The sequence below is a fragment of the Neorhizobium fuzhouense genome (genome assembly GCF_042611105.1).
In the GTDB taxonomy this organism is placed as follows: domain Bacteria; phylum Pseudomonadota; class Alphaproteobacteria; order Rhizobiales; family Rhizobiaceae; genus Neorhizobium; species Neorhizobium galegae_A.
On record NZ_JBHFFP010000005.1, the window covers coordinates 117,875 to 140,806 of the forward strand.

The following is a 22,932-nucleotide window of genomic DNA, read 5'->3' on the forward strand; positions in this document are numbered from 1 at the left end:
CTGTTGACGGGTACTCGAGGCGCTTGGCTTTGGTTAAGGCCTTGCACCCATCGAACGTGCCGTTTTGGGAAATGTTCCGGGATCTGACGACAAATCTCGACGCTAAGACTTTGTTAAACTTAAGAATAGCTTAAGATCAGCCTTCGAGCTCCTCGCGCAGCATCTCAAGCTCCAGCCATTCCTCTTCCATTTTCGCTAGCTGTTCCCGCAGCTTCTCCAGTTCCGCAGCGATACGATTGAAGGCTGCGGCGTCCTTGGAAAACAGGTTCGGATCGGCCATCGTCTTTTCGCGGGAAGCGATATCCGCTTCGACCTTTGCCATCTCCTTGGGCAGATTTTCCAGTGCGAATTTCTGCTTGAAGGACAGTTTTGCCTTGTTCTTCGGCGCGTCCGCCGACGTCTGCACGGGGCCGGCTGCGTCATTGCGGGCCTTGTCCGCCCGGCGCTTTTCGTCCTGCATGCCCTTGCGCTGCGCCATCATGTCCGTATAGCCGCCGGCATATTCGATCCAGCGGCCATCCGGCGCCTCGGGCATTGCTGGCGCAATGGTGGAGGTGACGGTGCGGTCGAGGAAGTCACGATCATGGCTGACCAGGATGACGGTGCCGTTATAGCCGGCAACGATTTCCTGCAACAGGTCCAGCGTCTCGATGTCGAGGTCGTTGGTCGGTTCGTCGAGGATCAGGAGGTTGGATGGCTTTGCCATCATGCGTGCCAGCATCAGACGGGCGCGCTCGCCACCCGACAAATTCTTGATCGGCGTGCGCATCTGCTCCGGCTGGAACAGGAAATCCTTCATGTAGCCGGCCACGTGGCGCTGTTCGCCATTCACCAGCAGGCTCTCGCCGCGCCCGTCGGTGAGGTAATGGCTGAGCGTATCCTCTAAATTCAGGTCCTCGCGCTTCTGGTCAAGCGTTGCAATCTCCAGATTGGTGCCGAGCTTGATCGTGCCCTCATCCTGCTCCAGCTGGCCGGTCAGCATCTTCAGAAGCGTCGTCTTGCCTGCACCATTGGGGCCGACAAGGCCGATCCGGTCGCCGCGATGGACGCGGATCGAAAACGGCGCCACGATCTGGCGGTCACCGTAACGCTTGGTAATGCCTTCCGCCTCGATGACGAGCTTGCCGCTCTCCTTGCCCTCGGTCACCGCCGCCTGGATGGTGCCCTGTGGACCCTTGTGGCCTCGATAATCGGCGCGCAGGCTCTGTAGGTTGCCGAGACGGCGCATGTTGCGCTTGCGCCGTGCGGTCACGCCGTAGCGCAGCCAATGCTCCTCGCGCTCGATCTGCTTGCCGAGCTTGTGCTGTTCAAGCTCTTCTTCTTCCAGCACCTTGTCGCGCCATTCCTCGAAGAAGGCAAAGCCGCGCGCCAGCCGCCGCGACAGGCCGCGATCGAGCCAGACGGTGGCGGTGGATACCTTTTCGAGAAAACGTCGGTCATGCGAGATGACCACCAGCGCGCTTCGCGTTTTCTGCAGCTCGCCTTCCAGCCACTCGATGGTGGGAAGATCGAGATGGTTGGTCGGCTCGTCGAGCATCAGGATGTCCGGCTCCGGCGCCATCACGCGGGCAAGCGCTGCACGGCGCGCCTCGCCGCCGGAAAGCCGGGTCGGATCTTCCTGGCCGGTGAGACCAAGATGCTCGAGAAGATAGGTCACCCGGTAGGGATCGTCGCCGGGGCCAAGGCCCGCCTCGGCATAGGCCTGCACCGTTGTGTAGCCGGCAAAATCCGGCGCCTGCTCAAGATAGCGAATGGTCGAGGAGGGGTGGCGGAACACCTCGCCCGATTGCGCTTCGACAAGGCCTGCGGCAATCTTCATCAGCGTCGACTTGCCCGAGCCATTGCGCCCGACAAGGCAGATGCGGTCGCCCGGCTCCACCTGGAAATTGGCGCCGTTGAGCAGCGGTGCGCCGCCAAAGCTCAGGTAAATGTCGTCGAGCTTGAGAATGGGAGGTGCCATCTTGTTCCTTAGGCTCCGGTCAGGTCATAGGGGCGGGCCATCAAAAGCGCGCGCCCGTGTCCGAGCGAGATCGAGATCGGGCCCTGCGCGACATTGGATATGGTGCGCGACGAGCCGAATGTCAGGGAAAAATCGGTGAGCGGGTAGCGCACGTTGGACAGGGTCAGTCCCTCAAGATCGCTGAAGCCGAGCACGGAAAACAGCGAGCCGTTCGGCAGCTCCAGTTCCATCTCGTCGCCGCTGATCAGCGGATAGGCCTCTTCTTCGCCTGAGGTCAGCATGACTTCCAGCCCCTCTTCGGCAAGCGCCAGTGCATGCAAATGGTGCTGCAGCGCATGGTCGGAGCGTTCGCCGCCCAGCGCACCGACGAGGATCAGCCGTTCGGCCCCGCGCGCCAGGGCTTCGGCAACGGCAATCTCGCCATCGGTTGCAGCCTTCGTTGCGGGATAGGAATGGCGCTCTACCTGGCGGAAGCTGTCGCGCAGTGCTGCATCTGCGGAATCGAAATCGCCCACCCAAAGCTCCGGCATGAGGTTCAGCGATTGGGCATGGCGCATGCCGCTATCGGCGGCAATCACGCGGCTTCCGGCGATCAGCGCGTTCAAACGCTCTGTCACGGTCAGGTTGCCGCCAAGGAGAAGGGTAAAGGTGGATGGGCTCATGGGTCATGCCCTTAGCGCATCTTCCGCCAAAAGCAAAAGCCCTATGTGCGCGGCCCGCCTCCAAGTCATCGGTGCTTGCCCATGGAGGGCGAACAAGCGGGTCGTATGGTTGGATGATATGGCTGGAGGGCAACGGGCAGGATAACCACCGGCCGCCGCCCTCCACGGTCGACGTGCCGGCATCACGTGCGGGCGGGCGGGCTGAGCGCGCCGGCCCGCCGCGCATTGTCAACGCTTCTTCGGGCTTGCAGCCGCCGCACCCTTCAATTGCGTGGTGAAGGTGGATGCCGGCGCTGCCGAAGGCTTTTCCTTGTCCTTCTTGGGCTTTCTCACTTCGCGGTTCGAACGGACCTGACCTTTGGCCATGGGATGCTTCCTTGTTGCGCAGGCTCATGCGCTGCGGCGGGGGTGATGCGGGTGAAACAGATCATGCAAGAACGCTCGTCCCAGGTGAGAAACCCGTGTCAAACCGGTCACAACATCGGGGCGGTCGGGGACCGGGCAGGCCCGGTCGGGAAGCAGGAGAGATAGAATGCAGTCTTTGCCGGGCGCCTTTTCGGTCTCATCCAGAGGCGCCAGGCATTGAAAGTCTGCACGCGCCAGCGTGTCAGAACTATGGCTGAACACAAGCACATTTTTTAAACGGCAGCCGGGATATCCGGCCTTTCTTTCTTGCGAAGGCCGCGCCTGCTCTTTACCTCTTGGCGCCGAAACCGGCCTTGACCGACACGAGACGGCCGAACGGGGAATGAGGCACCATGCAGTTTACCGGAACCGACGACTATATCGCCGACAAGGACCTGATGGTCGCCGTCAATGCCGCCATCCGGCTGGAGCGTCCGCTTCTGGTGAAGGGCGAACCCGGCACCGGCAAGACGGAACTGGCCCGCCAGATTGCACTCTCGCTTGGGCTTGCGATCATCGAATGGAACGTCAAGTCCACCACGCGCGCCCAGCAGGGGCTCTACGACTATGATGCGGTCTCGCGCCTGCGCGACAGCCAGCTCGGCGATCCGCGCGTCAACGACATTGCTCATTATATCCGGCGCGGCAAACTGTGGCAGGCCTTTGCCGCCGGTGAGAAGGTCGTGCTGCTGATCGACGAGATCGACAAGGCCGATATCGAGTTTCCGAACGATCTTCTGCAGGAACTCGACCGCATGGAATTCCACGTCTACGAAACCGGCGAGACGGTGAAGGCGACGGTACGCCCCATCGTCATCATTACGTCCAACAACGAGAAGGAACTGCCGGACGCCTTTCTGCGTCGCTGTTTCTTCCACTATATCCGCTTTCCCGATCAAGACACGCTGGAGCGGATCGTTGCGGTGCATTACCCCGGCATCAAGTCCTCGCTGCTCAGCGCCGCTCTCACCCGTTTCTATGAAATCCGCGAGATGCCGGGCCTGAAGAAGAAGCCCTCGACATCGGAAGCGCTCGACTGGATCCGGCTGCTGGTTGCCGACGATATCGATGCCGAGGATCTCGGTGCCGATGTAAAGACGGCTTTGCCCAGACTGCATGGCGCGCTGTTGAAGAACGAGCAGGACGTGCATCTTTTCGAACGCATGGCCTTCATGGCCCGGCGAGAGCGTTAGGATGTTCGAAAGCAAGAAAAAGCCCGCTGATTGACGGGCACGGAAGAAAGGCCTATTTAATCAGCCTCTCGTGGTGATTTGGCCGGCCGGCTTGCAGCCACGTTAAATAAGTCGCTAAAGGGCCGTGAGAAGCGTTCAAAGACTTCCCCCGGACCGGTTGCGATTTTTCGCCGCCGGTTTTTTTGTTTTTGTCGAGTGAAGACCATGCCGATCAAGATCCCCGATACGCTGCCCGCTTTCGAAGCACTGACGCACGAAGGCGTGCGCGTGATGACCGAGACGGCCGCGGTGCGTCAGGATATCCGCCCGCTGCAGATCGGTCTGTTGAACCTGATGCCGAACAAGATCCGCACGGAGGTGCAGATTGCGCGCCTCGTCGGCGCCTCGCCGCTGCAGGTGGAACTGTCGCTGGTGCGTGTCGGCGGCCACAAGGCGAAGAACACCTCGGAAGAGCATCTTCTCTCCTTCTACCAGACCTGGGACGAGGTGAAGGACCGCAAGTTCGATGGCTTCATCATCACCGGCGCGCCGGTGGAGACGCTGCCCTATGAACAGGTGACCTATTGGGACGAGATGCGCCAGATCTTCGATTGGACAGAGACCAATGTCCATTCGACGCTCAACGTCTGCTGGGGCGCGATGGCGGCGATCTATCACTTTCACGGCGTGCCGAAGCACGAGTTGAAGGAAAAGGCTTTTGGCGTGTATCGCCACCGCAACCTAGCGCCCTCCTCCGTCTATCTCAGCGGCTTTTCCGATGATTTCCAGGTGCCGGTATCACGCTGGACGGAAGTCCGCCGCGCCGACATCCAGACAGTGCCGGGGTTGGAACTGTTGATGGAATCCGACGAGATGGGCGTCTGCCTCGTCCATGAAAAGAAGGGCAACCGGCTCTACATGTTCAACCATGTCGAATATGATTCCACGTCGCTGGCGGAAGAATATTTCCGCGACGTGAATGCCGGCATCCCCATCAAGATGCCGTATAACTATTTTCCGCATAACGACGTGGCGCTGACGCCGCTCAACCGCTGGCGCAGCCATGCCCATCTGTTGTTCGGCAACTGGATCAACGAGATGTACCAGACCACGCCGTATGAGCTGGAGAAAATCGGCAAGGTGTAAGGGCGGAGGCGCGCCGTGTTCATTCCCTTCTTTCTGTCGCTGAAGCAGGCAAAAATTCCCGTGACGCTTCGGGAATTCCTGGCGCTTCTCGACGGGATGCAGGCGGGGCTTGCCGAGTTCGATGTCGAGGGCTTCTATTATCTCGCCCGCGCCACGCTGGTGAAGGATGAGCGCCATATCGACCGCTTCGACCAGGTTTTTTCGACCTGTTTCAAGGGTGTCGAGGCCGTGTCCGGCGCCGATGCGGTCAATGCAGAACATCTGCCGGAAGACTGGCTGCGCAAGCTTGCCGAAAAGCACCTGACGGCGGAGGAGAAGGCGCTGGTCGAGGCGCTCGGCGGCTTTGATGCTCTGATGGACACGCTGAAGAAGCGCCTGGAAGAACAGGAGGGCCGCCATCAGGGTGGCTTCAAATGGATCGGCACGGCCGGCACCTCGCCCTTCGGCGCGCATGGTTACAATCCGGAGGGTGTGCGCATTGGCCAGGAGACCTCGCGCCATCGCAAGGCGGTCAAGGTGTGGGACAAGCGGGATTTCCGTGATTTCGACGATGCCCGCGAGATGGGCACGCGCAACATCAAGGTGGCGTTGAAGCGCCTGCGCCGCTGGGTGCGCGACGGCGCCGTCGACGAACTGGATCTGCCAGGCACCATCCGCTCCACGGCCGAACACGGCTATCTCGACGTCAAGACGCGGCCAGAGCGGCGCAATGCCGTCAAGCTTCTGATGTTCTTCGATGTCGGCGGATCGATGGATGATCATGTGCGGGTGGTCGAGGAGCTGTTCTCCGCCGCCCGCGCCGAATTTCGCCATCTAGAGCATTTCTATTTCCACAACTGCCTTTACGAAAGCGTGTGGCGCGACAACCGCCGCCGTTCCGAGCGGCTGGCCGTTGAAACTATCCTGCGAAGCTATGGGCCGGACTACAAGGTGATTTTCGTCGGCGATGCCACCATGAGCCCCTACGAGATCAGCCATACCGGCGGCTCCGTCGAGCACTGGAACAAGGAGCCGGGTTCCGTCTGGATGCGCCGGCTGACCGACCACTTCTCCCATGTTGCCTGGATCAATCCCGTGCCGGAGGCGCATTGGCCGCATGTCCAGTCGCTCATCATGATGCGCGCGCTGCTGGAAGGCCGCATGTTTCCGCTGACGCTGCAGGGGCTTGAACAGGCAACGCGACTGCTGTCGCGCTGACGGCGTTTCAACCATTGCGAAGCTGTCGGAAATGGCGCAGTTTGCGCCCGCTAGCGATTGAGGAGCAGGACGGATAGCATGACGACACAGGGCGAAATCTTCGGTACCACCCCCAAGGGCGAAACCGTCTACCGGGTCAAGATTTCCGGCGGCGGGCTCACCGCTCATGTGATGACCTGGGGCGCTGTCATCCAGGATCTGCGCCTTGAGGGCCATGAGGCGCCGCTGGTGCTGGGCTTTGACAATTTCGACGATTATCCGCTGCATTCCTCCTATTTCGGCGCAACGCCCGGGCGCGTGGCAAACCGCATCGGCAAGGGGCAGTTCACGCTGGATGGCAAGGCCTATCAGCTGGATCTGAACCAGCAGGGCGTGACGCACCTGCATGGCGGCCGCGATGGCCTTGGCAAGACCAACTGGACGATCGTGGCGCACGCCGAAAACAAGGTCATCCTGCAGGTGACTGACCCGGACGGCCGCGGCGGCTATCCTGGCAATTGCACCGTGACCGCAACCTATGAGCTGAAGGACGATGGCGTTCTGAGCGTGATCTACGAGACGGTGACGGATGCCCCGACGCTCGCCAATCTCTGCCAGCACACCTACTTCAACTTGGATGGCCGCGACACCATTCTGGGCCACGACATCATGATTGCCGCCGACCAGTATCTGGAACTCGACGAGCAGCAGGTGCCGACCGGCGTTCTGGTGCCGGTCGAGGGAACGGCGATGGACCTGCGCGCGCTTGGACCGGTGGCCCGCACCGATGCGACTGGCGCGCAGGTGGATTTCGACCACAATTACTGCCTGTCGCCTGAGCGGGTGGAGAAGCGCTCCGTGGCACTGGTGCGCAGCGTCAATTCCGGTGTCTCGCTCGAAGTGCGCACCACCGAGCCCGGTGTTCAGCTTTACTGTGCCTTCAAGCTGGTGCCCTCGGTGCCGGGCCTTTCCGGCAAGCCCTACCAGCCCTATGCGGGCCTCTGCCTTGAAACGCAGATCTGGCCGGATGCCATCAATCACGAGGGCTTTCCGAACGCCGTGCTGCGGCCGGGCGAGGTGCTGCGCCAGGAAACCGACTACGTGTTTTCCAAGAGCTGACGGCTCTGCCCCCACCCTTCACCGGAGGGCGGGGGCAACATCGCGGCTCAGGCCTTTGGGAGCGCCGGGCTGAACACCATCAGGCTCAGAAGCTCGAACAGAACCTGCGCGCCGGCATGGGCCGTATTGGCTGTCGAATCATATTGCGGCGCGACCTCGACCACGTCGGCACCGACAAGGTTGATGCCCTTGAGGCCGCGGATCAGTTCCAGCACCTCGCGCGTCGTCAGGCCGCCCACTTCCGGCGTGCCGGTTCCCGGCGCAAAGGCCGGATCAAGGCTGTCGATATCGAAGGACAGGTAGGTCGGGCCATTGCCGATGATCGCCTTCGCCTTGTCGATGATAGCGGGAATACCGAGACCGGTTACTTCCTCGGCATGGATCACCGTCATGCCGCTCTCATAGGAAAATTCCCAGAGATATTCGGCCGAGCCGCGAATGCCGATCTGGATCGTGCGCGTCGGGTCGAGAACGCCATCCAGAACCGCGTTGCGAAACGGGCCGCCATGGTGGAATTTTGTCTGGTCGAAGGCGCCGCTGGTGTCGCAATGGGCGTCGATATGGATAAGGCCGACCGGCTGGTTTTTGCCCACCGCCTTCAGGATCGGATGGGTGATCGAATGATCGCCGCCGACGGCCAGCGGAAGGACACCCGCCTCAACGATCTGGCCAAAGCGCTTTTCGATGTCGTCATGGCTCATTTCCAGCCGGTAGCGGCTGCGAAACGGCACGTCGCCGATATCAGCAACGTTGAGGTCGAAGACCGGCGCGCAGCCGAGGACGTGATTATAGGGGCCGATGCGGTCGATGGTGCGCAGCGCCCGTGGCCCGAAGCGGGAGCCCGGCCGGTTGGTGACGCCGAGATCCATCGGCACGCCGGTGATTGCCACCTGCAGATCGCCGAAATCCGGATTGTCAGCCGCGACGGGCTGGTAGGGGGCCGAGAGAAACGTCGGCACACCGGCATAAGGGGCTGCCCGCGTGCCGTTGCGAAAAATCTTCTCGCCCACTTTGGCAAAGGCCGGATCAAAGATCTCGCCGCTTTCGCTTTGCGCATATTTGGCGCGCAGGGCGTCCAGTTTGTCCGGGGTCCAGGTCATGGGGCTTGTCTTTCATCCATTGCCGGAAAGCTGCGCAGGAAATAAGCGCAGCTTTCCCTTGCCTTCGATTTTGGCATTATCTTCGAAATTGAGCCGCAAAATCAATTGACAATCGTTTCCCGACCGCCGTTATTCCGGGACGTTCATCGTAAGGCTGCCGCTCCATGTCCATGCCCGCATTCAATCCGCTCGTGCAATCCATCCAGCCGCCGCCGGTGCCTTCCGTCCAGGCCTGGGCACGTGCCTATGATGGCTCGCACGGGCCGCTGATCGACCTGTCGCAGGCAGTGCCCGGCTATCCGGCGCATCCGAAGATGCTGGAACTTCTCGGGCAGACGGCCTCCTCGCTTGCCTCCACAGGCTATGGTCCGATCGAGGGAGATGCGAGACTGCGGGACGCCTATGCAGCCCATTCGGCAGAGGTTTATGGCGCCGGCATTACGGCTGCCAATATTCACGTGACCTCCGGCTGCAACCAGGCCTTTCTCTGCGCCGTGATGGCCGTTGCCGGCGCGGGCGATACGGTGCTGATGACGGATCCCTACTATTTCAACCATGACACGACGCTTGCCATGCTGGGCATACGCAGCCGCTTCGTCGCCTGCGCGGCCGAGGATGGCTTCGTGCCACGCCTTGAGGCCATCGAGGCCGCGCTTGAGGCGGGCGTCAAGGCCCTGGCGCTGGTGTCGCCCAACAACCCGACCGGGGCCGTCTATCCGCCGGACCTCCTGAAGGCGATCTTTGCACTCTGCCGCAGCCGTGGCGTCTGGCTGATCCTTGACGAAACCTACCGCGATTTCCTGCCCACCGCCGGTCTTGCGCCGCACGGGCTGTTTGCCGAGGAGGGCTGGCAGGATGGGTTCGTCTCGCTCTACAGCTTTTCAAAGAGTTTTTGCATTCCCGGCCACCGTCTTGGTGCCATCACGGCAGGTCCCGTCTTTGTCGCGCAGGTGGCCAAGATCATGGACAACCTGCAGATCTGCGCGCCGCGCGCGGCCCAGGCCGCCGTCGCCGAGGCCCTGCCGCTGCTCACCGATTGGCGGGAGGAAAACCGGCTGGAGATCCTGCGCCGTGCCGAGGCGCTCAGAGCCGCGATGGCTAAGCTTCCAGCCTGGCAGCTTGCCGCCGTCGGCGCCTATTTCGCGTTCGTGAAACATCCGTTTTCCGGTGTGACGTCGGCTGAGGTTGCCGAGGCCCTGGCGCGACAGGTCGGTATTTCCTGTATTCCCGGCGGATATTTTGGCACCGCCCAGGAGAATTACCTGCGCTTTGCCTTTGCCAATGCCGATGCCGCCACCATCGGCCGGCTCAACGAGCGGCTGGCGGGCTTTACCCTCTGATCAGGCAAAGACCGCAGCAATCAGGAAGAAGGCGCTCTTGATGATGGCGTAAATGACGCCCGCCACCAGGAACAGCGAGACGACGCCGAGCGTGGCGCCGCCTGCAATCCACACGCCGTCCTTTTCCAGAATACCGAAGGCCATCATGCAGAGCGCAACTGCCGGCAGCATGTTGCCAAGCGGAATGGGAAGCGCCAGCACCACCGCAAGGATGAGGCTGAAGCAGCCGATGATCCGCTCGGCGCCTGGCGAGGACAGGCTTCTCCAGCGCGGCCTCAGCATGCGCTCGGCCTTGGCGATCCACGGGCTTGCCTTGTCAACCATGCCGGCAAAATCGGTCCGCAGCATCGAGCGGCCGGCGATGAATTTCGGCAGCCACGGCGCTTTGCCAAGGGCCATCTGGGCAGCGAGAAAAACCAGCGGAATGCCGAGGATTGCCGATGTTCCAGGGGGTGTCGGAATGGTGTTCGGCATGGCAAAGATGAAGATCAGCGCGCCGAAGGCACGGTCCTGCATCAGCGACAGAAGATCGGCCACGGAGACGCGCTCGCGCCTCTTGTCATCGGCCATGGTTCTCAGAATGGCGGAAAAGCTCAAGGGCTCTGCGCCATGTCCGCGATCGGCGCCTGGGCTGTCCTGCGCGTCCTCAGGTTGGTCTTGGGGCAGGGCCATTACATGCTCGACAGGCACTTGAGTACGGGAGGACTATAACGCGAAGATCTCATGGAAATGGCCATGCCGCAAGAACATGGCCATTCGGTGGGCGAAGGCAAAGAAGTGCCGGTCAACGGCCGCGGGGCACGCTTAGCCCTCGCGGTCGCCGGTCAGGCTCAGCAGCAGCTGGAAGATGTTGACGAAGTTGAGATAGAGCGACAGCGCGCCGAAGACGGCAAGCTTCTGCTGGCTCTCCTGGTCAAAGTTTTCCGCATACTGCTCCTTGATGTTCTGCGTGTCCCAGGCGGTGAGGCCGATGAACACGAAGATGCCGATGATCGATATGGCAAACTGCAGGGCGCTGGAGCCGAGGAAGATGTTGACCACCGAGGCGATCACCACGCCGATGAGGCCCATCATCAGGAACGAGCCGAACTTCGACAGGTCACGCTTCGTCACATAGCCGTAAAGGCTGGTGGCGCCGAACATGGTGGCGGTGATGAAGAAGGTGCGGGCGATGCTGGCGCCGGTAAAGACGAGGAAGACGGAAGCCAGCGACAGGCCCATGACGGCGCAGAAGGCCCAGAAGGTGATCTGGGCGGTGGAGGCCGACATGGTCTGGATCTTGAACGAGAAGAAGAACACGAAGGCGAGCGGGGCAAGCATCACCACCCATTTGAGCGGGGTCGAGAAGATCGGCACGTAAAGCGCCGGCGTCGAGGACACGACGAAGGCGACGATGCCGGTGATGACAAGGCCGAGGCCCATGTAATTGTAGACGCGCAGCATGTGCTTGCGCAGCGCCTCATCGAAGACGGCCTGGGATTGGACGGCCGGATTATATCCGAAACGGGGGTTCATCGGGGGTCTCCTGTGGTTGATCAGTAAAGCGATTTTGCAAGGCGTTCGGCCTCGCCACGCAGGTTGGTGGCATTTTCAGCATGGGCGACCAGCGCATAGGCCACCTCGCCGATCTGCCAGTAGGAGGCCTTGACGGCATCCTGCGTGACATCGGACACCTGCTGCACGGCAAAGCTGCCGGGCCGCACGGCAAACAGCGACAGGCGCGTCTTGTCGCCATCGGTCAGCGCCATCTCGACGCTCGGACCGAAGGCGGAAGGAAAGATCTGCACGTCTTCCACCTGCCAGTCCTTCGGGATGTCAGGCATGACGATGGCGGTTGCCGAGCGGATCTCGGTCGGGTCGAAGCGCGGGGCTTCCTGCTGCGAGTGCATGGTGTGGCGCAGTGCCGACGTGCCATGCGCGCGGATGGCTTCCTCCACGAAGGCGGGCGGCGGCACGGAGGCGACCACTTCCGACACGGTGAAGGGGCCGAAATGGCTGCTGAGGCCCCAGCCGGCGGCCACCAGCGCCACCGTTGCCGCAAGCCGCTGCAGGGAGTGGACGATGCGCCCGCGCGACAGGGCGGCCTGCAGGCGGCGCGCCGCCTCACGGGTCTCCGGCCGGCCATGGCGATGGCCTTCGGCAAGCGCCAGGCGCAGCTCGCCCTTGATGGCAAGGTCTGCCATCACGCGTGCTGCGATGTCGGGATTTTCCGAAAGATAGGCTTCCACCTCGATACGGCGGCCGGCATCCAGCTGGTCGTCCACATAGGCTTCCACATCGGCGGACTGGACCGGATCAACGGGTTTCATCGCGTCCCCCTTCAATGAGTTTGAGATGGTTGGCGCCCTCGGCCGGGCGTCGGCCGGTTTCCTCGAAGGCGCGCAAGGCCGCACGCGCCCGAGAGACGCGCGACATCAGCGTGCCGACGGGAATGGCCAGTGCGTCCGCTGCATCCTGATAAGAGAGCCCCTCGATAGCGACGAGATGCAGCGCATCCCGCTGTTCCGGCGGGAGGGCAAAGAAGGCTTCCCGCAACTGCTTCAGCCGGATCGACTGATCCGGATCGGCATGATGCACGGTCTCGGCGATGTCGGCGGCGGCCTTGTGGCGATTGTCGCTGGAACGGCGCGCGCGGATGCGGTCGATATGCGTGTTGTGGACGATCGACAGCAGCCAGTTGCGCAGGTTTCCACTGTTGCGGAAGCTCGCCTTGCGCTCATAGGCCTTGACCAGGGCATCATGCACCAGATCCTCGGCGTCGTCGGGATTGCGAACGAGCGAGCGGGCATAGCGGCGAAGCGTTGCCAACTGGTTCAGGACATCGAAGGGGTGTCTCTTGTCGCTCATGCCCCAGTATACGGAGACGACGTGCGATTTATTCCGCGGTGCTGCGAATTTTTTTTTGATTACCGGCAGCCGGTTCAGCCGATGGCCGGGCCTGTATAGCGGGCGCGGGGGCGGATCAGCTTGTCGTCCAGCGCCTGCTCCAGCGCATGGGCAATCCAGCCGGCCGTGCGGCTGATGGCAAAGAGCGCCAGCGCCGATCCCTGCGGCAGGCCGAGGGCGCGGCGCAGCGCCACCAGCGCAAAATCGCAGTTCGGCAGCTTGCCATCCATGTCGCTCATCACCGCCAGCAGATCGGCCTGTGCTGAATTTTCCGGCAGGTGGGGAAGCAGTCCGCGCGCACGCGGATCGCCGTCCGGATAGATGTGATGGTCAAAGCCCGGCACGCTGTCGCCGCGCCGCAGGCGGTTTTCGATCACGGTCGCTGCATCGCCGACGCGCTCCACCTCATCGAACAGCAGTTCCACAAGGCTTGTGGTGCCGCCATGCAGCGGGCCGCTCAGTGCCGACAGGCCGGCATTGAGGCAGGCGCCAAGCGAGGCGCCGGTGGAGGCGACGACACGCACGGCAAAGGCCGAGGCATTGAGTTCATGATCGGCCAGTAGAACAAGGGCGCGCCGCACGATATCACGGCCCTTGTCATCCAGCCCCCAGGCGTCTGCCAGACACGCGTCGATCGGCCGGCTGTCCGGCTGCCGGCTGACAGCGGCGCCGGCCACGGTGCGCAGCAGCGCGCAGGCGCCCGGCCATAGACGCTGCGGATTGCGCTTCCAGGCCGTTGCCCGCCCGACGGCAACAAAGGGCAGCAGCGACTGGCAGCGCTCCGTTAGCGGCAGAGTTGCCGTCTTTGCCAGCAATTGCGCGTCAAAGGTCTCGGGCGTCGCCTTTGCCGTAGAGAACGGGTCGTCCTCGCCGCAGTCCCACAGCAGGCGGGCAATGTCTTCCAGGCTTTCGGTGTCGGCCAGATGCAGCGCATTGCGACCGCGATAATGAAGCGCGCCGTTGTCGATCAGCGTGATGGCAGAGGACAGAACCGGCAGACCCCAATCGAGCGTCGTCGCCGCCACGTCTCGCGGCCGCCGGCCGACGGCCTTGCGCTTCTTCAACTCCTCCACGTCGTGGGCGCTGTACAGTCTGCGGCGCGGATCGTCTCCCGCGTCGCTCGTCTGGATCAGGCCGCGGCTGACATAGGCGTAAAGCGTCGGCCGGCTGATCTCCAGTGCGGCAGCAGCGGCTTCTGCAGTCATGAATTTGTCGCGCAGGCTCATCGGCAAGGTTCACATTGATTAGATGAATCAAGATTGACGATATATATGCACTGCAACATCCTCAAGCGGAATTGACAACAACAATCCGACAAAGAGGAAATGCCATGAGCCATCCCAGCACTCCCGTACTCGCCACCGCATCGCAGGCACCCGGTCTTGATGATGTGATTGCCGCCGAAACGCGCCTCAGCCATGTGGATGGTGTCGCCGGCGAACTGATCCTGCGCGGCTATCATCTGCAGGAGATGGCCGACTGGACGTTCGAGGAAGCGCTTGCGCTGCTCTGGCGGGATCTGACGCCGGAGGTCTTGAGCGCGGCGGATATCAAACATGCGCTCGGCGCTGCGCGTGGTCGGGCGTTTGCCCTGATGCAGCCGCTCCTGTCGGCGCTATCGGGCCTTTCGCCGGTGGAGGCGTTGCGGCTTCTGCTCGCAGCCCTGCCGGATGAGGAAACCACAGCCCATCCGGTGCTTGCCGTTGCCGCCGTTCCGGTCTTTGCCGCTGCCATTGCCCGTGGCGGCCAGGGGCTTTCCCCGGTGGAGCCGGATGCAGCGCTGTCCCAGGCGGAAGATTTCCTGCGCATGCTGAAGGGCGCGCAGGCCGAGCCGGACAAGGTCAAGGCGCTCGATACCTATCTTGTGACGGTTGCCGATCACGGCCTCAACGCCTCCACCTTTACCGCACGCGTCATTGCCTCCACGAAGGCGGGGCTTTTCTCGTCCGTTGTCGGGGCGCTGTGTGCCTTGAAGGGTCCGCTGCATGGCGGAGCACCGGGGCCGGTCCTCGACATGCTGGATGCCATCGGTGACGCTTCCCGCATCGAGAGCTGGCTTTCCGATGCGTTAGCGCGCGGCGAACGCCTGATGGGCTTTGGCCACCGCATCTACCGCGTGCGCGACCCGCGGGCCGATGTGCTGAAGGGGGCCGTCGCCAGGCTGAAGGATGGCAATGGCCGCATCCGTTTTGCCGAGCAGGTGGAGACGGCTGCGCTTGCTCTGCTGCAGGAGAAGAAGCCGCTGCGGCCGCTGCAGACCAATGTCGAGTTTTACACGGCGCTCGTTCTGGAGGCGGTTGGCTTTCCGCGCGACAGCTTTACCAATGTCTTTGCCGCCGGCCGCATGGCGGGCTGGACGGCGCATGTGCTGGAGCAGGAGCAAACCGGCCGGCTCATTCGTCCGCAATCGCGCTATGTCGGGCCGATGCCGAAGGCCAAGGCCTGACATGCAGTCTTCCTGAAGTCTCTCCGGAGCGGATGCCAAAACGCATCCGCGATGGGACGAAATATGTGGGATTTCTGAAGCGACATAAAGTCCTAAACCGAGGAAATGTCCTCGGCCTGACCATCAATTTTCTGTAAGAGAAAATTGGAGCGGGCGAAGGGATTCGAACCCTCGACCCCAACCTTGGCAAGGTTGTGCTCTACCCCTGAGCTACGCCCGCTCATCAATCACGCGACCCGGGGTAGTTCGCTGGGCCGGCGTGTCGCTCGCTTGCGGCGACGGGGGCTATATGGCCCAAGTGATTTTTGAATGCAACAGGGAAATGACGGGAAACGGAAAAAATTTCGATTTCGCGATTAAGTATCTGACGCGAAACATATTTTTAAGAAGGTTCTGTGGCGACTGTCGCCTGGTGCTGACAAAACGCTTCCGTTCCGCTGTCCGATCCGGGCAGGAATTGCAGCCACCCGGCTTGTGAGGATAAGGCTCTGCCGCCATAGTCCAGCCGGCGGCCGGATGCGTCCGTTCGCCATCGCTTGTTCCCCTTCAGAAAGACTGCAGACCTTCACCATGACAGACAGTGCGACAGCCCCGGTGCCGAAGACGGCCGAAGATCTTTTCCGTTTTCTTGATAACCTCGGCATCGCGCACACGACGAAATCGCACGCGCCGGTGTTCACGGTTGCCGAATCGGAAAGCCTGCGTGACGAAATTCCCGGCGGGCATACGAAGAACCTCTTCGTGAAGGACAAGAAGGACCAGTTCTTCGTGCTGACCGTCGAGGAAAATGCCGTGGTGGACCTGAAGACCGTCCACAAGCTCATCGGCGCCTCAAGCCGCGTCTCGTTCGGCAGCCCGGAAAAGATGCTGGAATATCTCGGTGTCATTCCAGGCTCCGTCACCGTCTTCGGAGCCATCAACGACACCGGGCACAAGGTGACTTTCGTTCTCGATGAGGATCTGATGGCCCATGACATCATCAACGGCCACCCCCTCTCCAATGATGCCACGACCTCGATCGGACGCGACGATCTTGTCCGCTTTCTTGAGGCGACCGGCCATCAGCCGCTTGTCTTGAAAGTCACCGGCTGACATACGATTTGTAGCACAAGGCGGCCATTGAAGCCGCACAGGCAGTTCCGGGAGACTTATCCATGAGCAGTGGCACGAACAACCCCTACGGCGGCTCCTACGGGAACCAGATGAGCGGCACGATGAGCTTTGGCGCCCAGCCCGCTGCCGCATCCCGGCCGGCTGGCGGTTTCGTCAAGGACACGACGACGGCTGCCTTCACCAAGGATGTGCTGGAGGAATCGCGCCATCAGCCGGTTCTGGTGGATTTCTGGGCGCCATGGTGCGGGCCCTGCAAGCAGCTGGCGCCGGCGCTCGAAAAAGTCGTCAACGAGGGGCAGGGTCGGGTCAAGCTCGTCAAGCTCAATATTGATGATCATCCCTCCATTCCCGGCCAGCTCGGCATCCAGTCGATCCCGGCGGTCATAGCCTTCGTCAATGGTCGTCCGGTCGACGGTTTCATGGGGGCCGTGCCGGAAAGCCAGATCCGCCAGTTCATCGACAAGATCGGGGGACCGGCCGGTGCCGATCAGGCGGCAGAACTGGAAGCGGCGCTCGAGGAGGCACAGGGCCTGTTCGACACGGGCGATCTCGATGGCGCAGCCCAACTGTTTGCGGCCGTTCTGCAAGCCGATCCGGAAAATGCCAGGGCCGCTGCCGGCATGATGGAATGCCTGCTGGCACTGGGCGAGGTGGCGCGGGTCAGCCAGATGCTGGCATCGCTGCCGCCGGAGCTCTCCTCGCAGGCGCCGATCCAGGCCGTTGCCCTGAAGCTCGGCCAGATCGAGGAGGCCCGCAAGCTTGGCGATCCCGTTGCCCTCGAGCATGAGCTGTCGCTTCATCCGGATCACCACGAGGCGCGTGTGAAGCTTGCCAAGATCCGCAATGTGGAAGGCAAGCGCGACGAAGCCGCCGAACACCTGCTGCTGATCATGAGGAAGGACCGCACCTTCGATGATGATGGCGCCCGCCGCCAGCTGCTGCAGTTCTTCGAAGCCTGGGGCCCGAAGGATCCGGCAACCATTGCCGCCCGCCGTCGCATGTCGTCCATCCTGTTTTCCTGAGGTTGATGTCGGATGGTCTTGCCGCCTGGTTTGGCCAGCGGCTTGAACCGGCCCGTCTTGTGAAACCGGGTGCAAGACCACATATCAGACCTGACCTGCCGTTCGGCAGCGTCGAAGGTGGAGGATGGCCATGCATGTCGGCAATGCGAGATATGTAAAGCGTGAGGACCTGCCGCAGACCGTGCCGGTCTTTCCGTTGACGGGCGCGCTGCTTCTGCCGGGCGGCCAGTTGCCGCTCAATATTTTCGAACCGCGTTATCTCGCCCTGTTCGATGCGGCGATGGCTGGCGACCGGCTCGTTGCGATGGTGCAGCCTGCCATGGGCGAAGCGCCGGACAGCCTGCGCCCGGCGCTCAGCACCGTCGGATGCCTCGGCCGCATCACCTCCTTTGCCGAAACCGGCGATGGCCGCTACATCGTTTCGCTTGCCGGCGTCTGCCGTGTGCGGCTGGCGGAGGAGGTGGGCGAGGGGCATCCGTTCCGGACCTTCCAGATCATGCCCTTCATGAGCGATCTGTCTGAAGAGGATGGCGAGGCCGCGGTCAATCGCGAGGAGCTTTTGCGGGTTTTTCGGGCCTATCTGGATGCAAACCAGCTGGAGGCGGATTGGGACAGTGTCGAGCGGGCGGGCAACCGCATGCTGGTCAATTCGCTGTCGATGATGTCGCCGTTTGGTGCGCCGGAAAAGCAGGCCCTGCTGGAGGCGCCGGACTTGAAGACGCGGGCCGAGACGCTGGTGGCCATCACTGAAATCCTGCTGGCGCGCGATTTCGGCGACAGCGACACGGTTCTCCAGTAGGGTTTGTGATGGACGAGAAACTCGCCAAGGTCGATCCCAAGCTGCTGGAGCTTCTGGTATGTCCGCTCGGCAAGACCAGATTGTCGCTCAATCGCGAAACGAACGAGTTGATCTCGGAAAAGGCGCGTCTTGCCTATCCGATCCGCGACGGCATTCCCATCATGCTGATATCGGAAGCCCGCAAGATCGAGGACTGATCGCTCCTGCGGGCCCGGGCAAACCTCAGATGGTTTCGCCCTGAAGAAGGCGCGGGGCATTTTTCGCCTTCGTGCCGGCCGCTTCCCCGATGAAGAAGGATTTCAGTTTCGGCAGGCGTTCCACCACGCCGAGCCCGAAATCGCGCGCGATGCGGATCGGCGCGACATCATTTGAAAACAGCCGGTTCAGCACATCCGTCGTCACCCCCATGCGGAAGGTGTCGAACCGGCGCCAGGCCTGATAGCGCTCCAGAATGTTGAGCGCGCCGATATCGAGGCCGAGCCGGTCGGCCTCGACCACGGTTTCGGCAAGCGCTGCCACATCCTTGAAACCAAGATTGAGGCCCTGGCCGGAAATCGGGTGGATGCCGTGGGCGGCGTCACCGGCCAGCGCCAGCCGCGGTGCAACGAAGGCGCGCGACAGGGTCAGCCCCAGCGGAAACGCCTTCTTGCTGCCAACGACCGTCAGTGCGCCGAGCTTGTAGCCGAAGCGGCGCTGCAGTTCCTCCTCGAAGATCAGGTCGTCGGAGGCGACCAGCCGGTCGGCGTCGGCCGTCCGCTCCGTCCACACCAGCGACGAACGATTGCCCTTGAGCGGCAGGATGGCAAACGGGCCCGGCGGCAGGAAATGTTCCTCGGCGCATCCGTCGTGCGGGCGCTCGTGCTCGACCGTCGTCACGATGCCCGACTGGTCATAATCCCAGCGCACGGTCTTGATGCCGGCCATGTCGCGCAGTTTTGAGCGCACACCGTCGCAGGCGACAACCAGGCGGCTCTCCAGCGTCTCGCCACTGGAGAGGGTCAATGTAGCGGCATGGGGGCCCGCGGAAAATCCGGTCGCCGAGACGCCGTGGCGAATCGGGATGCCGAGACGTTCGCAGGCGCCGCGCAGCGCCCGCACCATGGCGACGTTCGGCACCATATGGGCAAACGGCTGGCCTTCCTCCACATCGCCGTCGAAGGTGAGGAAGACAGGACGCACCGGATCTGCCGTGCGCGAATCCGTCACGATCATCCGGGTGATCGGCTGCGCATCGACGGCAATCTCATCCCAGAGGCCGAGAACGCCGAGCATGCGGCTTGCCGCCGCAATGATGGCGGAGGCGCGCTCGTCCTTCTCCCAGACATGCTCCGGTGCCGCCTCGATGACCTTGACGGACAGGTGCGGTGCTGCCTGTTTGGTTGCCACTGCAACGGAAAGGCCGACATATCCGCCGCCTACGATCAGCATATCCAGCATCGCTTTGCTCCTGCCGTACTTGAGAATGCACTGCCTGACATATAGATCATCGGGCAATCGCTTCCTACCGCTGGAGACCGTTAAAAATGCCGCAGGCCCCGGAACAGCGCTCCGCCATGGATCAACTCCTCGAAACGCTGGATCTTGAACGGCTGGAGGAGAACCTGTTTCGGGGAGAAAGCCCGCAGATCGGCTGGCAGCGGGTGTTCGGCGGGCAGGTGATTGCCCAGGCGCTGATGGCGGCGCAGCGCACGCTGCCGATGGACAGGTTCGTCCACTCCTTGCACGGCTATTTCCTGTTGCCCGGCGACCCTAAGGTGCCGATCGTCTACCAGGTGGAGCGTCTGCGCGACGGCGCAAGTTTTACCACGCGCCGCGTCACCGGCATCCAGCACGGTCGCGCCATTTTCGCGATGTCCGTCTCGGCGCAGATCGAAGAGCCCGGCTACGATCACCAGGCGGCCATGCCGGCCATCAAGCAGCCTGAAGATCTGATGTCGGAGGAGGAGTTTCAGTCCGTGTTTCTGGCCAAGGCGCCGGAGATGGTGAAGCGCTATTGGGGGCGCAAGCGCCCGGTGGAGATCCGTCCCGTGTCGCTTGTCCATTACGTGTCGAACGAGAAGCTGAAGCCCGAGCAGCACATGTGGGTGCGCGCCACCGGCCCGGTGCCCGACGACCGGGATTACCGCGCGGCCATTCTTGCCTATCTTTCCGACATGACGCTTCTCGATACCTCGCTCTATGCCCATGGCACGACGATTTTCGATCCGTCCATCCAGGCGGCAAGCCTCGACCATGCCATGTGGTTTCACCGCCCCTTCGCGCTCGACGACTGGCTGCTCTACAGCCAGGACAGCCCCAGCGCTTCAGGTGCGCGCGGAATGACCCGCGGCGGGCTTTACACCCGTTCCGGTACGCTTGTGGCCTCGGTTGCGCAGGAAGGTCTGATTCGCAAACGGGCAAGTGATTAAATTTTATGCAATTTGAATAATTTGCTGTGTAAATGAGCGCCTATTTGGCGTTCAAATGCATCCCTTCTGTGAAATTTTTAAATTTACTATAAAATTCAATGGGTTAATTTGTGGCGAGAATCTGGCACGGCGATTGAATGTAGAGGTTCAGTCGCTGCTCACAGATCCGTCAGCGGCCTGGAGAACCGGCTCCGCGCCGAGATAACAAAGGATGGGAAACCACATGAAAATCGTGATGGCCATTATCAAGCCATTCAAGCTGGACGAGGTGCGTGAAGCCCTCACGGCTGTCGGCATTCAGGGCCTGACCGTGACCGAGGTCAAGGGTTACGGGCGCCAGAAGGGGCACACCGAAATCTATCGTGGCACGGAATATGCTGTCAGCTTCCTGCCCAAACTGAAGATCGAAATCGCGGTTGCCTCCGAACTGGTCGAAAAGGCCGTCGAAGCCATCGCGTCGTCTGCAAAGACCGGTCAGATCGGCGACGGCAAGATCTTCGTTTATTCCATCGAGCAGGCCGTGCGCATCCGTACCGGCGAAACCAACACTGAAGCGCTCTAAGACGGCTGATCAGGGGAGTCATCTGCAATGTCATTTTCCAAACTCAATTCCATCCCAGCGCGCCTTGCGGCAGCGTCGGTTGCGCTGTTTGCGCCGGCGATCGCTTTTGCGCAGGATGCTGCTGCGCCTGCCATGACCGTCGATAAGGGCGACACAAGCTGGATGCTGGTTTCGTCCATCCTCGTCCTCCTGATGATCGTGCCGGGTCTGGCCCTGTTCTACGGCGGCCTGGTGCGCACCAAGAACATGCTGTCGGTTCTCATGCAGGTCATGATGATCGCGGCTGTGGCGATGCTGCTCTGGGTGGCGTACGGCTATTCGCTGGCCTTTACGGACGGCGGCGCGATCAACAGCTTCGTCGGTGGCTTCTCCAAGATGTTCCTGGCCGGCGTCAGCACGACGAGCCTGGCGGAAACCTTCACCAAGGGCGTTGCCATTCCTGAGCTGGCCTTCGTCTGCTTCCAGATGACCTTCGCCGCCATCACGCCGGCGCTGATCGTCGGTGCATTCGCCGAGCGTATCAAGTTCTCCGCCGTCATCCTCTTCACCATCCTGTGGTTGACCTTCGTTTACTTCCCGATGGCGCACATGGTCTGGTTCTGGGGCGGCCCCAGCTCCTACACCAGCCCGTCCGGCCTGATCTATGGTTTTGGCGCGCTTGATTTTGCAGGCGGCACCGTTGTTCACATCAATGCAGGTATTGCTGGTCTCGTCGGCGCCATCCTCGTCGGTAAGCGCACGGGCTACGGCAAGGACATGATGGCTCCGCATTCCATGACGCTTACCATGGTTGGCGCTTCGCTGCTGTGGGTTGGCTGGTTCGGCTTCAACGCCGGTTCCAACCTGGAATCCAACGCCTATGCAGCGCTTGCCATGATCAACACCTTCGTTGCGACGGCGGCTGCCATCGTGTCCTGGTCGATCATCGAGAGCTTCACCCGCGGCAAGGCCTCGATGCTGGGCGCTGCCTCCGGTGCCGTTGCCGGCCTCGTCGTCATCACGCCTGCTGCCGGTTTCGTCGGCCCGATCGGCGCCATCGTCATGGGTCTCGTCGTTTCGCCGATCTGCTACTTCTTCGTTTCGACGGTGAAGAACAAGTTCGGTTATGACGACACGGCAGACGTGTTCGGCGTCCATGGCGTCGGCGGCATCATCGGTGCCATCCTGACGGGCGTCTTCGTCAACCCGGCTCTGGGCGGTGCAGGTGTTGTGGATTACTCCACGGCCGACTTCGCAGCCTCTTATGCCGGCACGGCCACGCAGGTTCTGGCGCAGCTGAAGGGCGTTGTCGTCACGGTTCTGTGGTCGGGTATAGGCTCGCTCATCCTCTACAAGGTGGTGGATGTTATTGTCGGCCTGCGCGCAACCGTCGAAGCCGAACGCGAAGGTCTCGATCTGGCCTCGCATGGCGAAGCGGCTTACCACTCCTAAGGTAAGCGTTACGCACTTTAGCGAATCAACATATAGAAAGCCCGGAATTTTCCGGGCTTTTTAGTTTGTGGTAATAGTGTTAATTCTAATTCTTTTTTTGTAACAGAATAGTAATTTATTTTAACTTGAAGTATAATCCTTGCTAGTGTATTGAGCCAATGGGAGGCTATATTTCTGCGGTGTCA

General features: G+C 61.8%; 23 protein-coding genes, 1 tRNA gene and 1 riboswitch. Of the genes, 13 read left to right on the forward strand and 11 right to left on the reverse strand.

Going from position 1 to position 22,932, the window contains the following annotated elements:
- Window positions 1-136: 136 nt before the first annotated feature.
- The 3 genes from ACEXP3_RS10895 to ACEXP3_RS10905 all read right to left on the reverse strand — a co-directional run bounded on the left by ACEXP3_RS10895 (window position 137) and on the right by ACEXP3_RS10905 (window position 2,988).
- Window positions 137-1,960, reverse strand: coding sequence for an ABC-F family ATP-binding cassette domain-containing protein (locus ACEXP3_RS10895; protein WP_377297289.1), 1,824 nt, complete (start codon window positions 1,958-1,960; stop codon window positions 137-139).
- 8 nt (window positions 1,961-1,968) lie between these two features.
- Window positions 1,969-2,622: a thiamine diphosphokinase gene (locus tag ACEXP3_RS10900; protein ID WP_377297290.1), complete on the reverse strand. Its 654-nt coding sequence runs from the start codon at window positions 2,620-2,622 to the stop codon at window positions 1,969-1,971.
- 228 nt (window positions 2,623-2,850) lie between these two features.
- Window positions 2,851-2,988 carry a hypothetical protein gene (locus ACEXP3_RS10905; protein WP_210105939.1) on the reverse strand — a complete coding sequence of 46 codons (138 nt, stop codon included), beginning with the start codon at window positions 2,986-2,988 and terminating at the stop codon, window positions 2,851-2,853.
- Window positions 2,989-3,380: 392 nt separating this feature from the next.
- On the opposite strand from ACEXP3_RS10905, the gene ACEXP3_RS10910 reads away from it, so the two are divergent.
- The 4 genes from ACEXP3_RS10910 to ACEXP3_RS10925 all read left to right on the forward strand — a co-directional run bounded on the left by ACEXP3_RS10910 (window position 3,381) and on the right by ACEXP3_RS10925 (window position 7,640).
- A complete protein-coding gene (locus ACEXP3_RS10910; protein WP_377297291.1) occupies window positions 3,381-4,220 on the forward strand; it encodes an AAA family ATPase in 840 nt (279 codons plus the stop codon).
- A 60-nt stretch (window positions 4,221-4,280) separates the two neighbouring features.
- Window positions 4,281-4,358, forward strand: a riboswitch (SAM riboswitch).
- A 66-nt stretch (window positions 4,359-4,424) separates the two neighbouring features.
- On the forward strand, window positions 4,425-5,345 hold the full coding sequence (gene metA / locus ACEXP3_RS10915) for a homoserine O-acetyltransferase MetA (RefSeq protein ID WP_377297292.1): 921 nt from the start codon (window positions 4,425-4,427) through the stop codon (window positions 5,343-5,345).
- 15 nt (window positions 5,346-5,360) lie between these two features.
- Window positions 5,361-6,542 (forward strand): vWA domain-containing protein, encoded by a 1,182-nt coding sequence (locus ACEXP3_RS10920; protein ID WP_377297293.1) that lies wholly within the window; start codon window positions 5,361-5,363, stop codon window positions 6,540-6,542.
- Between the two features lie 78 nt (window positions 6,543-6,620).
- Complete coding sequence (locus tag ACEXP3_RS10925; protein ID WP_377297294.1) at window positions 6,621-7,640, forward strand: aldose epimerase family protein; 1,020 nt, start codon at window positions 6,621-6,623, stop codon at window positions 7,638-7,640.
- 47 nt (window positions 7,641-7,687) lie between these two features.
- Here the strand turns inward: ACEXP3_RS10925 and speB are convergent, their stop codons facing one another.
- On the reverse strand, window positions 7,688-8,740 hold the full coding sequence (gene speB / locus ACEXP3_RS10930; RefSeq protein ID WP_377297295.1) for an agmatinase: 1,053 nt from the start codon (window positions 8,738-8,740) through the stop codon (window positions 7,688-7,690).
- A gap of 170 nt (window positions 8,741-8,910) precedes the next feature.
- On the opposite strand from speB, the gene ACEXP3_RS10935 reads away from it, so the two are divergent.
- The gene (locus ACEXP3_RS10935) at window positions 8,911-10,080 is read left to right on the forward strand and encodes an aminotransferase (protein ID WP_377297480.1); all 1,170 of its coding nucleotides are present in this window, start codon (window positions 8,911-8,913) and stop codon (window positions 10,078-10,080) included.
- Here ACEXP3_RS10935 and ACEXP3_RS10940 read toward each other — a convergent pair whose 3' ends face one another.
- The 5 genes from ACEXP3_RS10940 to ACEXP3_RS10960 form a co-directional block, all read right to left on the reverse strand.
- Window positions 10,081-10,752 carry an exopolysaccharide biosynthesis protein gene (locus ACEXP3_RS10940; RefSeq protein ID WP_377297296.1) on the reverse strand — a complete coding sequence of 224 codons (672 nt, stop codon included), beginning with the start codon at window positions 10,750-10,752 and terminating at the stop codon, window positions 10,081-10,083.
- 132 nt (window positions 10,753-10,884) lie between these two features.
- Window positions 10,885-11,595 (reverse strand): Bax inhibitor-1/YccA family protein, encoded by a 711-nt coding sequence (locus tag ACEXP3_RS10945; protein WP_377297297.1) that lies wholly within the window; start codon window positions 11,593-11,595, stop codon window positions 10,885-10,887.
- 20 nt (window positions 11,596-11,615) lie between these two features.
- Window positions 11,616-12,389, reverse strand: coding sequence for an anti-sigma factor family protein (locus ACEXP3_RS10950; protein ID WP_377297298.1), 774 nt, complete (start codon window positions 12,387-12,389; stop codon window positions 11,616-11,618).
- On the reverse strand, window positions 12,376-12,927 hold the full coding sequence (locus ACEXP3_RS10955) for a sigma-70 family RNA polymerase sigma factor (protein ID WP_377297299.1): 552 nt from the start codon (window positions 12,925-12,927) through the stop codon (window positions 12,376-12,378). The genes ACEXP3_RS10950 and ACEXP3_RS10955 overlap by 14 nt, the downstream gene beginning before the upstream one ends.
- Window positions 12,928-13,001: 74 nt before the next feature.
- Window positions 13,002-14,192, reverse strand: a complete 1,191-nt coding sequence (locus ACEXP3_RS10960; RefSeq protein WP_377297300.1) for a citrate synthase — start codon at window positions 14,190-14,192, stop codon at window positions 13,002-13,004.
- A 104-nt stretch (window positions 14,193-14,296) separates the two neighbouring features.
- Between ACEXP3_RS10960 and ACEXP3_RS10965 the strand changes: the two genes are divergently transcribed.
- A complete protein-coding gene (locus ACEXP3_RS10965; RefSeq protein WP_377297301.1) occupies window positions 14,297-15,412 on the forward strand; it encodes a citrate synthase/methylcitrate synthase in 1,116 nt (371 codons plus the stop codon).
- 145 nt (window positions 15,413-15,557) lie between these two features.
- On the opposite strand, the gene ACEXP3_RS10970 is transcribed toward ACEXP3_RS10965, so the two are convergent.
- Window positions 15,558-15,632 (reverse strand) — tRNA-Gly (locus ACEXP3_RS10970).
- Between the two features lie 350 nt (window positions 15,633-15,982).
- Between ACEXP3_RS10970 and ACEXP3_RS10975 the strand changes: the two genes are divergently transcribed.
- From ACEXP3_RS10975 to ACEXP3_RS10990, 4 genes are all read left to right on the forward strand, one after another.
- Window positions 15,983-16,504, forward strand: a complete 522-nt coding sequence (locus ACEXP3_RS10975; RefSeq protein ID WP_377297302.1) for a prolyl-tRNA synthetase associated domain-containing protein — start codon at window positions 15,983-15,985, stop codon at window positions 16,502-16,504.
- A gap of 62 nt (window positions 16,505-16,566) precedes the next feature.
- Window positions 16,567-17,547, forward strand: coding sequence for a thioredoxin (gene trxA, locus ACEXP3_RS10980; protein ID WP_377297303.1), 981 nt, complete (start codon window positions 16,567-16,569; stop codon window positions 17,545-17,547).
- Window positions 17,548-17,677: 130 nt separating this feature from the next.
- The gene (locus ACEXP3_RS10985; protein WP_377297481.1) at window positions 17,678-18,346 is read left to right on the forward strand and encodes an LON peptidase substrate-binding domain-containing protein; all 669 of its coding nucleotides are present in this window, start codon (window positions 17,678-17,680) and stop codon (window positions 18,344-18,346) included.
- Window positions 18,347-18,354: 8 nt separating this feature from the next.
- On the forward strand, window positions 18,355-18,543 hold the full coding sequence (locus ACEXP3_RS10990; RefSeq protein ID WP_210105927.1) for a Trm112 family protein: 189 nt from the start codon (window positions 18,355-18,357) through the stop codon (window positions 18,541-18,543).
- Window positions 18,544-18,568: 25 nt separating this feature from the next.
- Here ACEXP3_RS10990 and ACEXP3_RS10995 read toward each other — a convergent pair whose 3' ends face one another.
- Window positions 18,569-19,783 (reverse strand): ubiquinone biosynthesis hydroxylase, encoded by a 1,215-nt coding sequence (locus ACEXP3_RS10995; protein WP_377297304.1) that lies wholly within the window; start codon window positions 19,781-19,783, stop codon window positions 18,569-18,571.
- An 86-nt stretch (window positions 19,784-19,869) separates the two neighbouring features.
- Between ACEXP3_RS10995 and tesB the strand changes: the two genes are divergently transcribed.
- The 3 genes from tesB to ACEXP3_RS11010 all read left to right on the forward strand — a co-directional run bounded on the left by tesB (window position 19,870) and on the right by ACEXP3_RS11010 (window position 22,747).
- Window positions 19,870-20,754, forward strand: coding sequence for an acyl-CoA thioesterase II (gene tesB / locus ACEXP3_RS11000; RefSeq protein ID WP_377297305.1), 885 nt, complete (start codon window positions 19,870-19,872; stop codon window positions 20,752-20,754).
- A 211-nt stretch (window positions 20,755-20,965) separates the two neighbouring features.
- Window positions 20,966-21,316 (forward strand): P-II family nitrogen regulator, encoded by a 351-nt coding sequence (locus tag ACEXP3_RS11005; RefSeq protein ID WP_210105925.1) that lies wholly within the window; start codon window positions 20,966-20,968, stop codon window positions 21,314-21,316.
- Window positions 21,317-21,343: 27 nt separating this feature from the next.
- Complete coding sequence (locus ACEXP3_RS11010) at window positions 21,344-22,747, forward strand: ammonium transporter (protein ID WP_377297306.1); 1,404 nt, start codon at window positions 21,344-21,346, stop codon at window positions 22,745-22,747.
- Window positions 22,748-22,932 lie beyond the last annotated feature (185 nt).

What these genes read in the sequence shown, in the direction of transcription:
- ACEXP3_RS10895 (WP_377297289.1), bottom strand. Translation starts at nt 1,960, where the DNA reads ATGGCACCTCCCATTCTCAAGCTCGACGACATTTACCTGAGCTTTGGC.
- ACEXP3_RS10900 (WP_377297290.1), bottom strand. Translation starts at nt 2,622, where the DNA reads ATGAGCCCATCCACCTTTACCCTTCTCCTTGGCGGCAACCTGACCGTG.
- ACEXP3_RS10905 (WP_210105939.1), bottom strand. Translation starts at nt 2,988, where the DNA reads ATGGCCAAAGGTCAGGTCCGTTCGAACCGCGAAGTGAGAAAGCCCAAG.
- ACEXP3_RS10910 (WP_377297291.1), top strand. Translation starts at nt 3,381, where the DNA reads ATGCAGTTTACCGGAACCGACGACTATATCGCCGACAAGGACCTGATG.
- metA (WP_377297292.1), top strand. Translation starts at nt 4,425, where the DNA reads ATGCCGATCAAGATCCCCGATACGCTGCCCGCTTTCGAAGCACTGACG.
- ACEXP3_RS10925 (WP_377297294.1), top strand. Translation starts at nt 6,621, where the DNA reads ATGACGACACAGGGCGAAATCTTCGGTACCACCCCCAAGGGCGAAACC.
- speB (WP_377297295.1), bottom strand. Translation starts at nt 8,740, where the DNA reads ATGACCTGGACCCCGGACAAACTGGACGCCCTGCGCGCCAAATATGCG.
- ACEXP3_RS10935 (WP_377297480.1), top strand. Translation starts at nt 8,911, where the DNA reads ATGCCCGCATTCAATCCGCTCGTGCAATCCATCCAGCCGCCGCCGGTG.
- ACEXP3_RS10940 (WP_377297296.1), bottom strand. Translation starts at nt 10,752, where the DNA reads ATGGCCCTGCCCCAAGACCAACCTGAGGACGCGCAGGACAGCCCAGGC.
- ACEXP3_RS10945 (WP_377297297.1), bottom strand. Translation starts at nt 11,595, where the DNA reads ATGAACCCCCGTTTCGGATATAATCCGGCCGTCCAATCCCAGGCCGTC.
- ACEXP3_RS10950 (WP_377297298.1), bottom strand. Translation starts at nt 12,389, where the DNA reads ATGAAACCCGTTGATCCGGTCCAGTCCGCCGATGTGGAAGCCTATGTG.
- ACEXP3_RS10955 (WP_377297299.1), bottom strand. Translation starts at nt 12,927, where the DNA reads ATGAGCGACAAGAGACACCCCTTCGATGTCCTGAACCAGTTGGCAACG.
- ACEXP3_RS10960 (WP_377297300.1), bottom strand. Translation starts at nt 14,192, where the DNA reads ATGAGCCTGCGCGACAAATTCATGACTGCAGAAGCCGCTGCTGCCGCA.
- ACEXP3_RS10965 (WP_377297301.1), top strand. Translation starts at nt 14,297, where the DNA reads ATGAGCCATCCCAGCACTCCCGTACTCGCCACCGCATCGCAGGCACCC.
- ACEXP3_RS10975 (WP_377297302.1), top strand. Translation starts at nt 15,983, where the DNA reads ATGACAGACAGTGCGACAGCCCCGGTGCCGAAGACGGCCGAAGATCTT.
- trxA (WP_377297303.1), top strand. Translation starts at nt 16,567, where the DNA reads ATGAGCAGTGGCACGAACAACCCCTACGGCGGCTCCTACGGGAACCAG.
- ACEXP3_RS10985 (WP_377297481.1), top strand. Translation starts at nt 17,678, where the DNA reads ATGCATGTCGGCAATGCGAGATATGTAAAGCGTGAGGACCTGCCGCAG.
- ACEXP3_RS10990 (WP_210105927.1), top strand. Translation starts at nt 18,355, where the DNA reads ATGGACGAGAAACTCGCCAAGGTCGATCCCAAGCTGCTGGAGCTTCTG.
- ACEXP3_RS10995 (WP_377297304.1), bottom strand. Translation starts at nt 19,783, where the DNA reads ATGCTGGATATGCTGATCGTAGGCGGCGGATATGTCGGCCTTTCCGTT.
- tesB (WP_377297305.1), top strand. Translation starts at nt 19,870, where the DNA reads ATGCCGCAGGCCCCGGAACAGCGCTCCGCCATGGATCAACTCCTCGAA.
- ACEXP3_RS11005 (WP_210105925.1), top strand. Translation starts at nt 20,966, where the DNA reads ATGGGAAACCACATGAAAATCGTGATGGCCATTATCAAGCCATTCAAG.
- ACEXP3_RS11010 (WP_377297306.1), top strand. Translation starts at nt 21,344, where the DNA reads ATGTCATTTTCCAAACTCAATTCCATCCCAGCGCGCCTTGCGGCAGCG.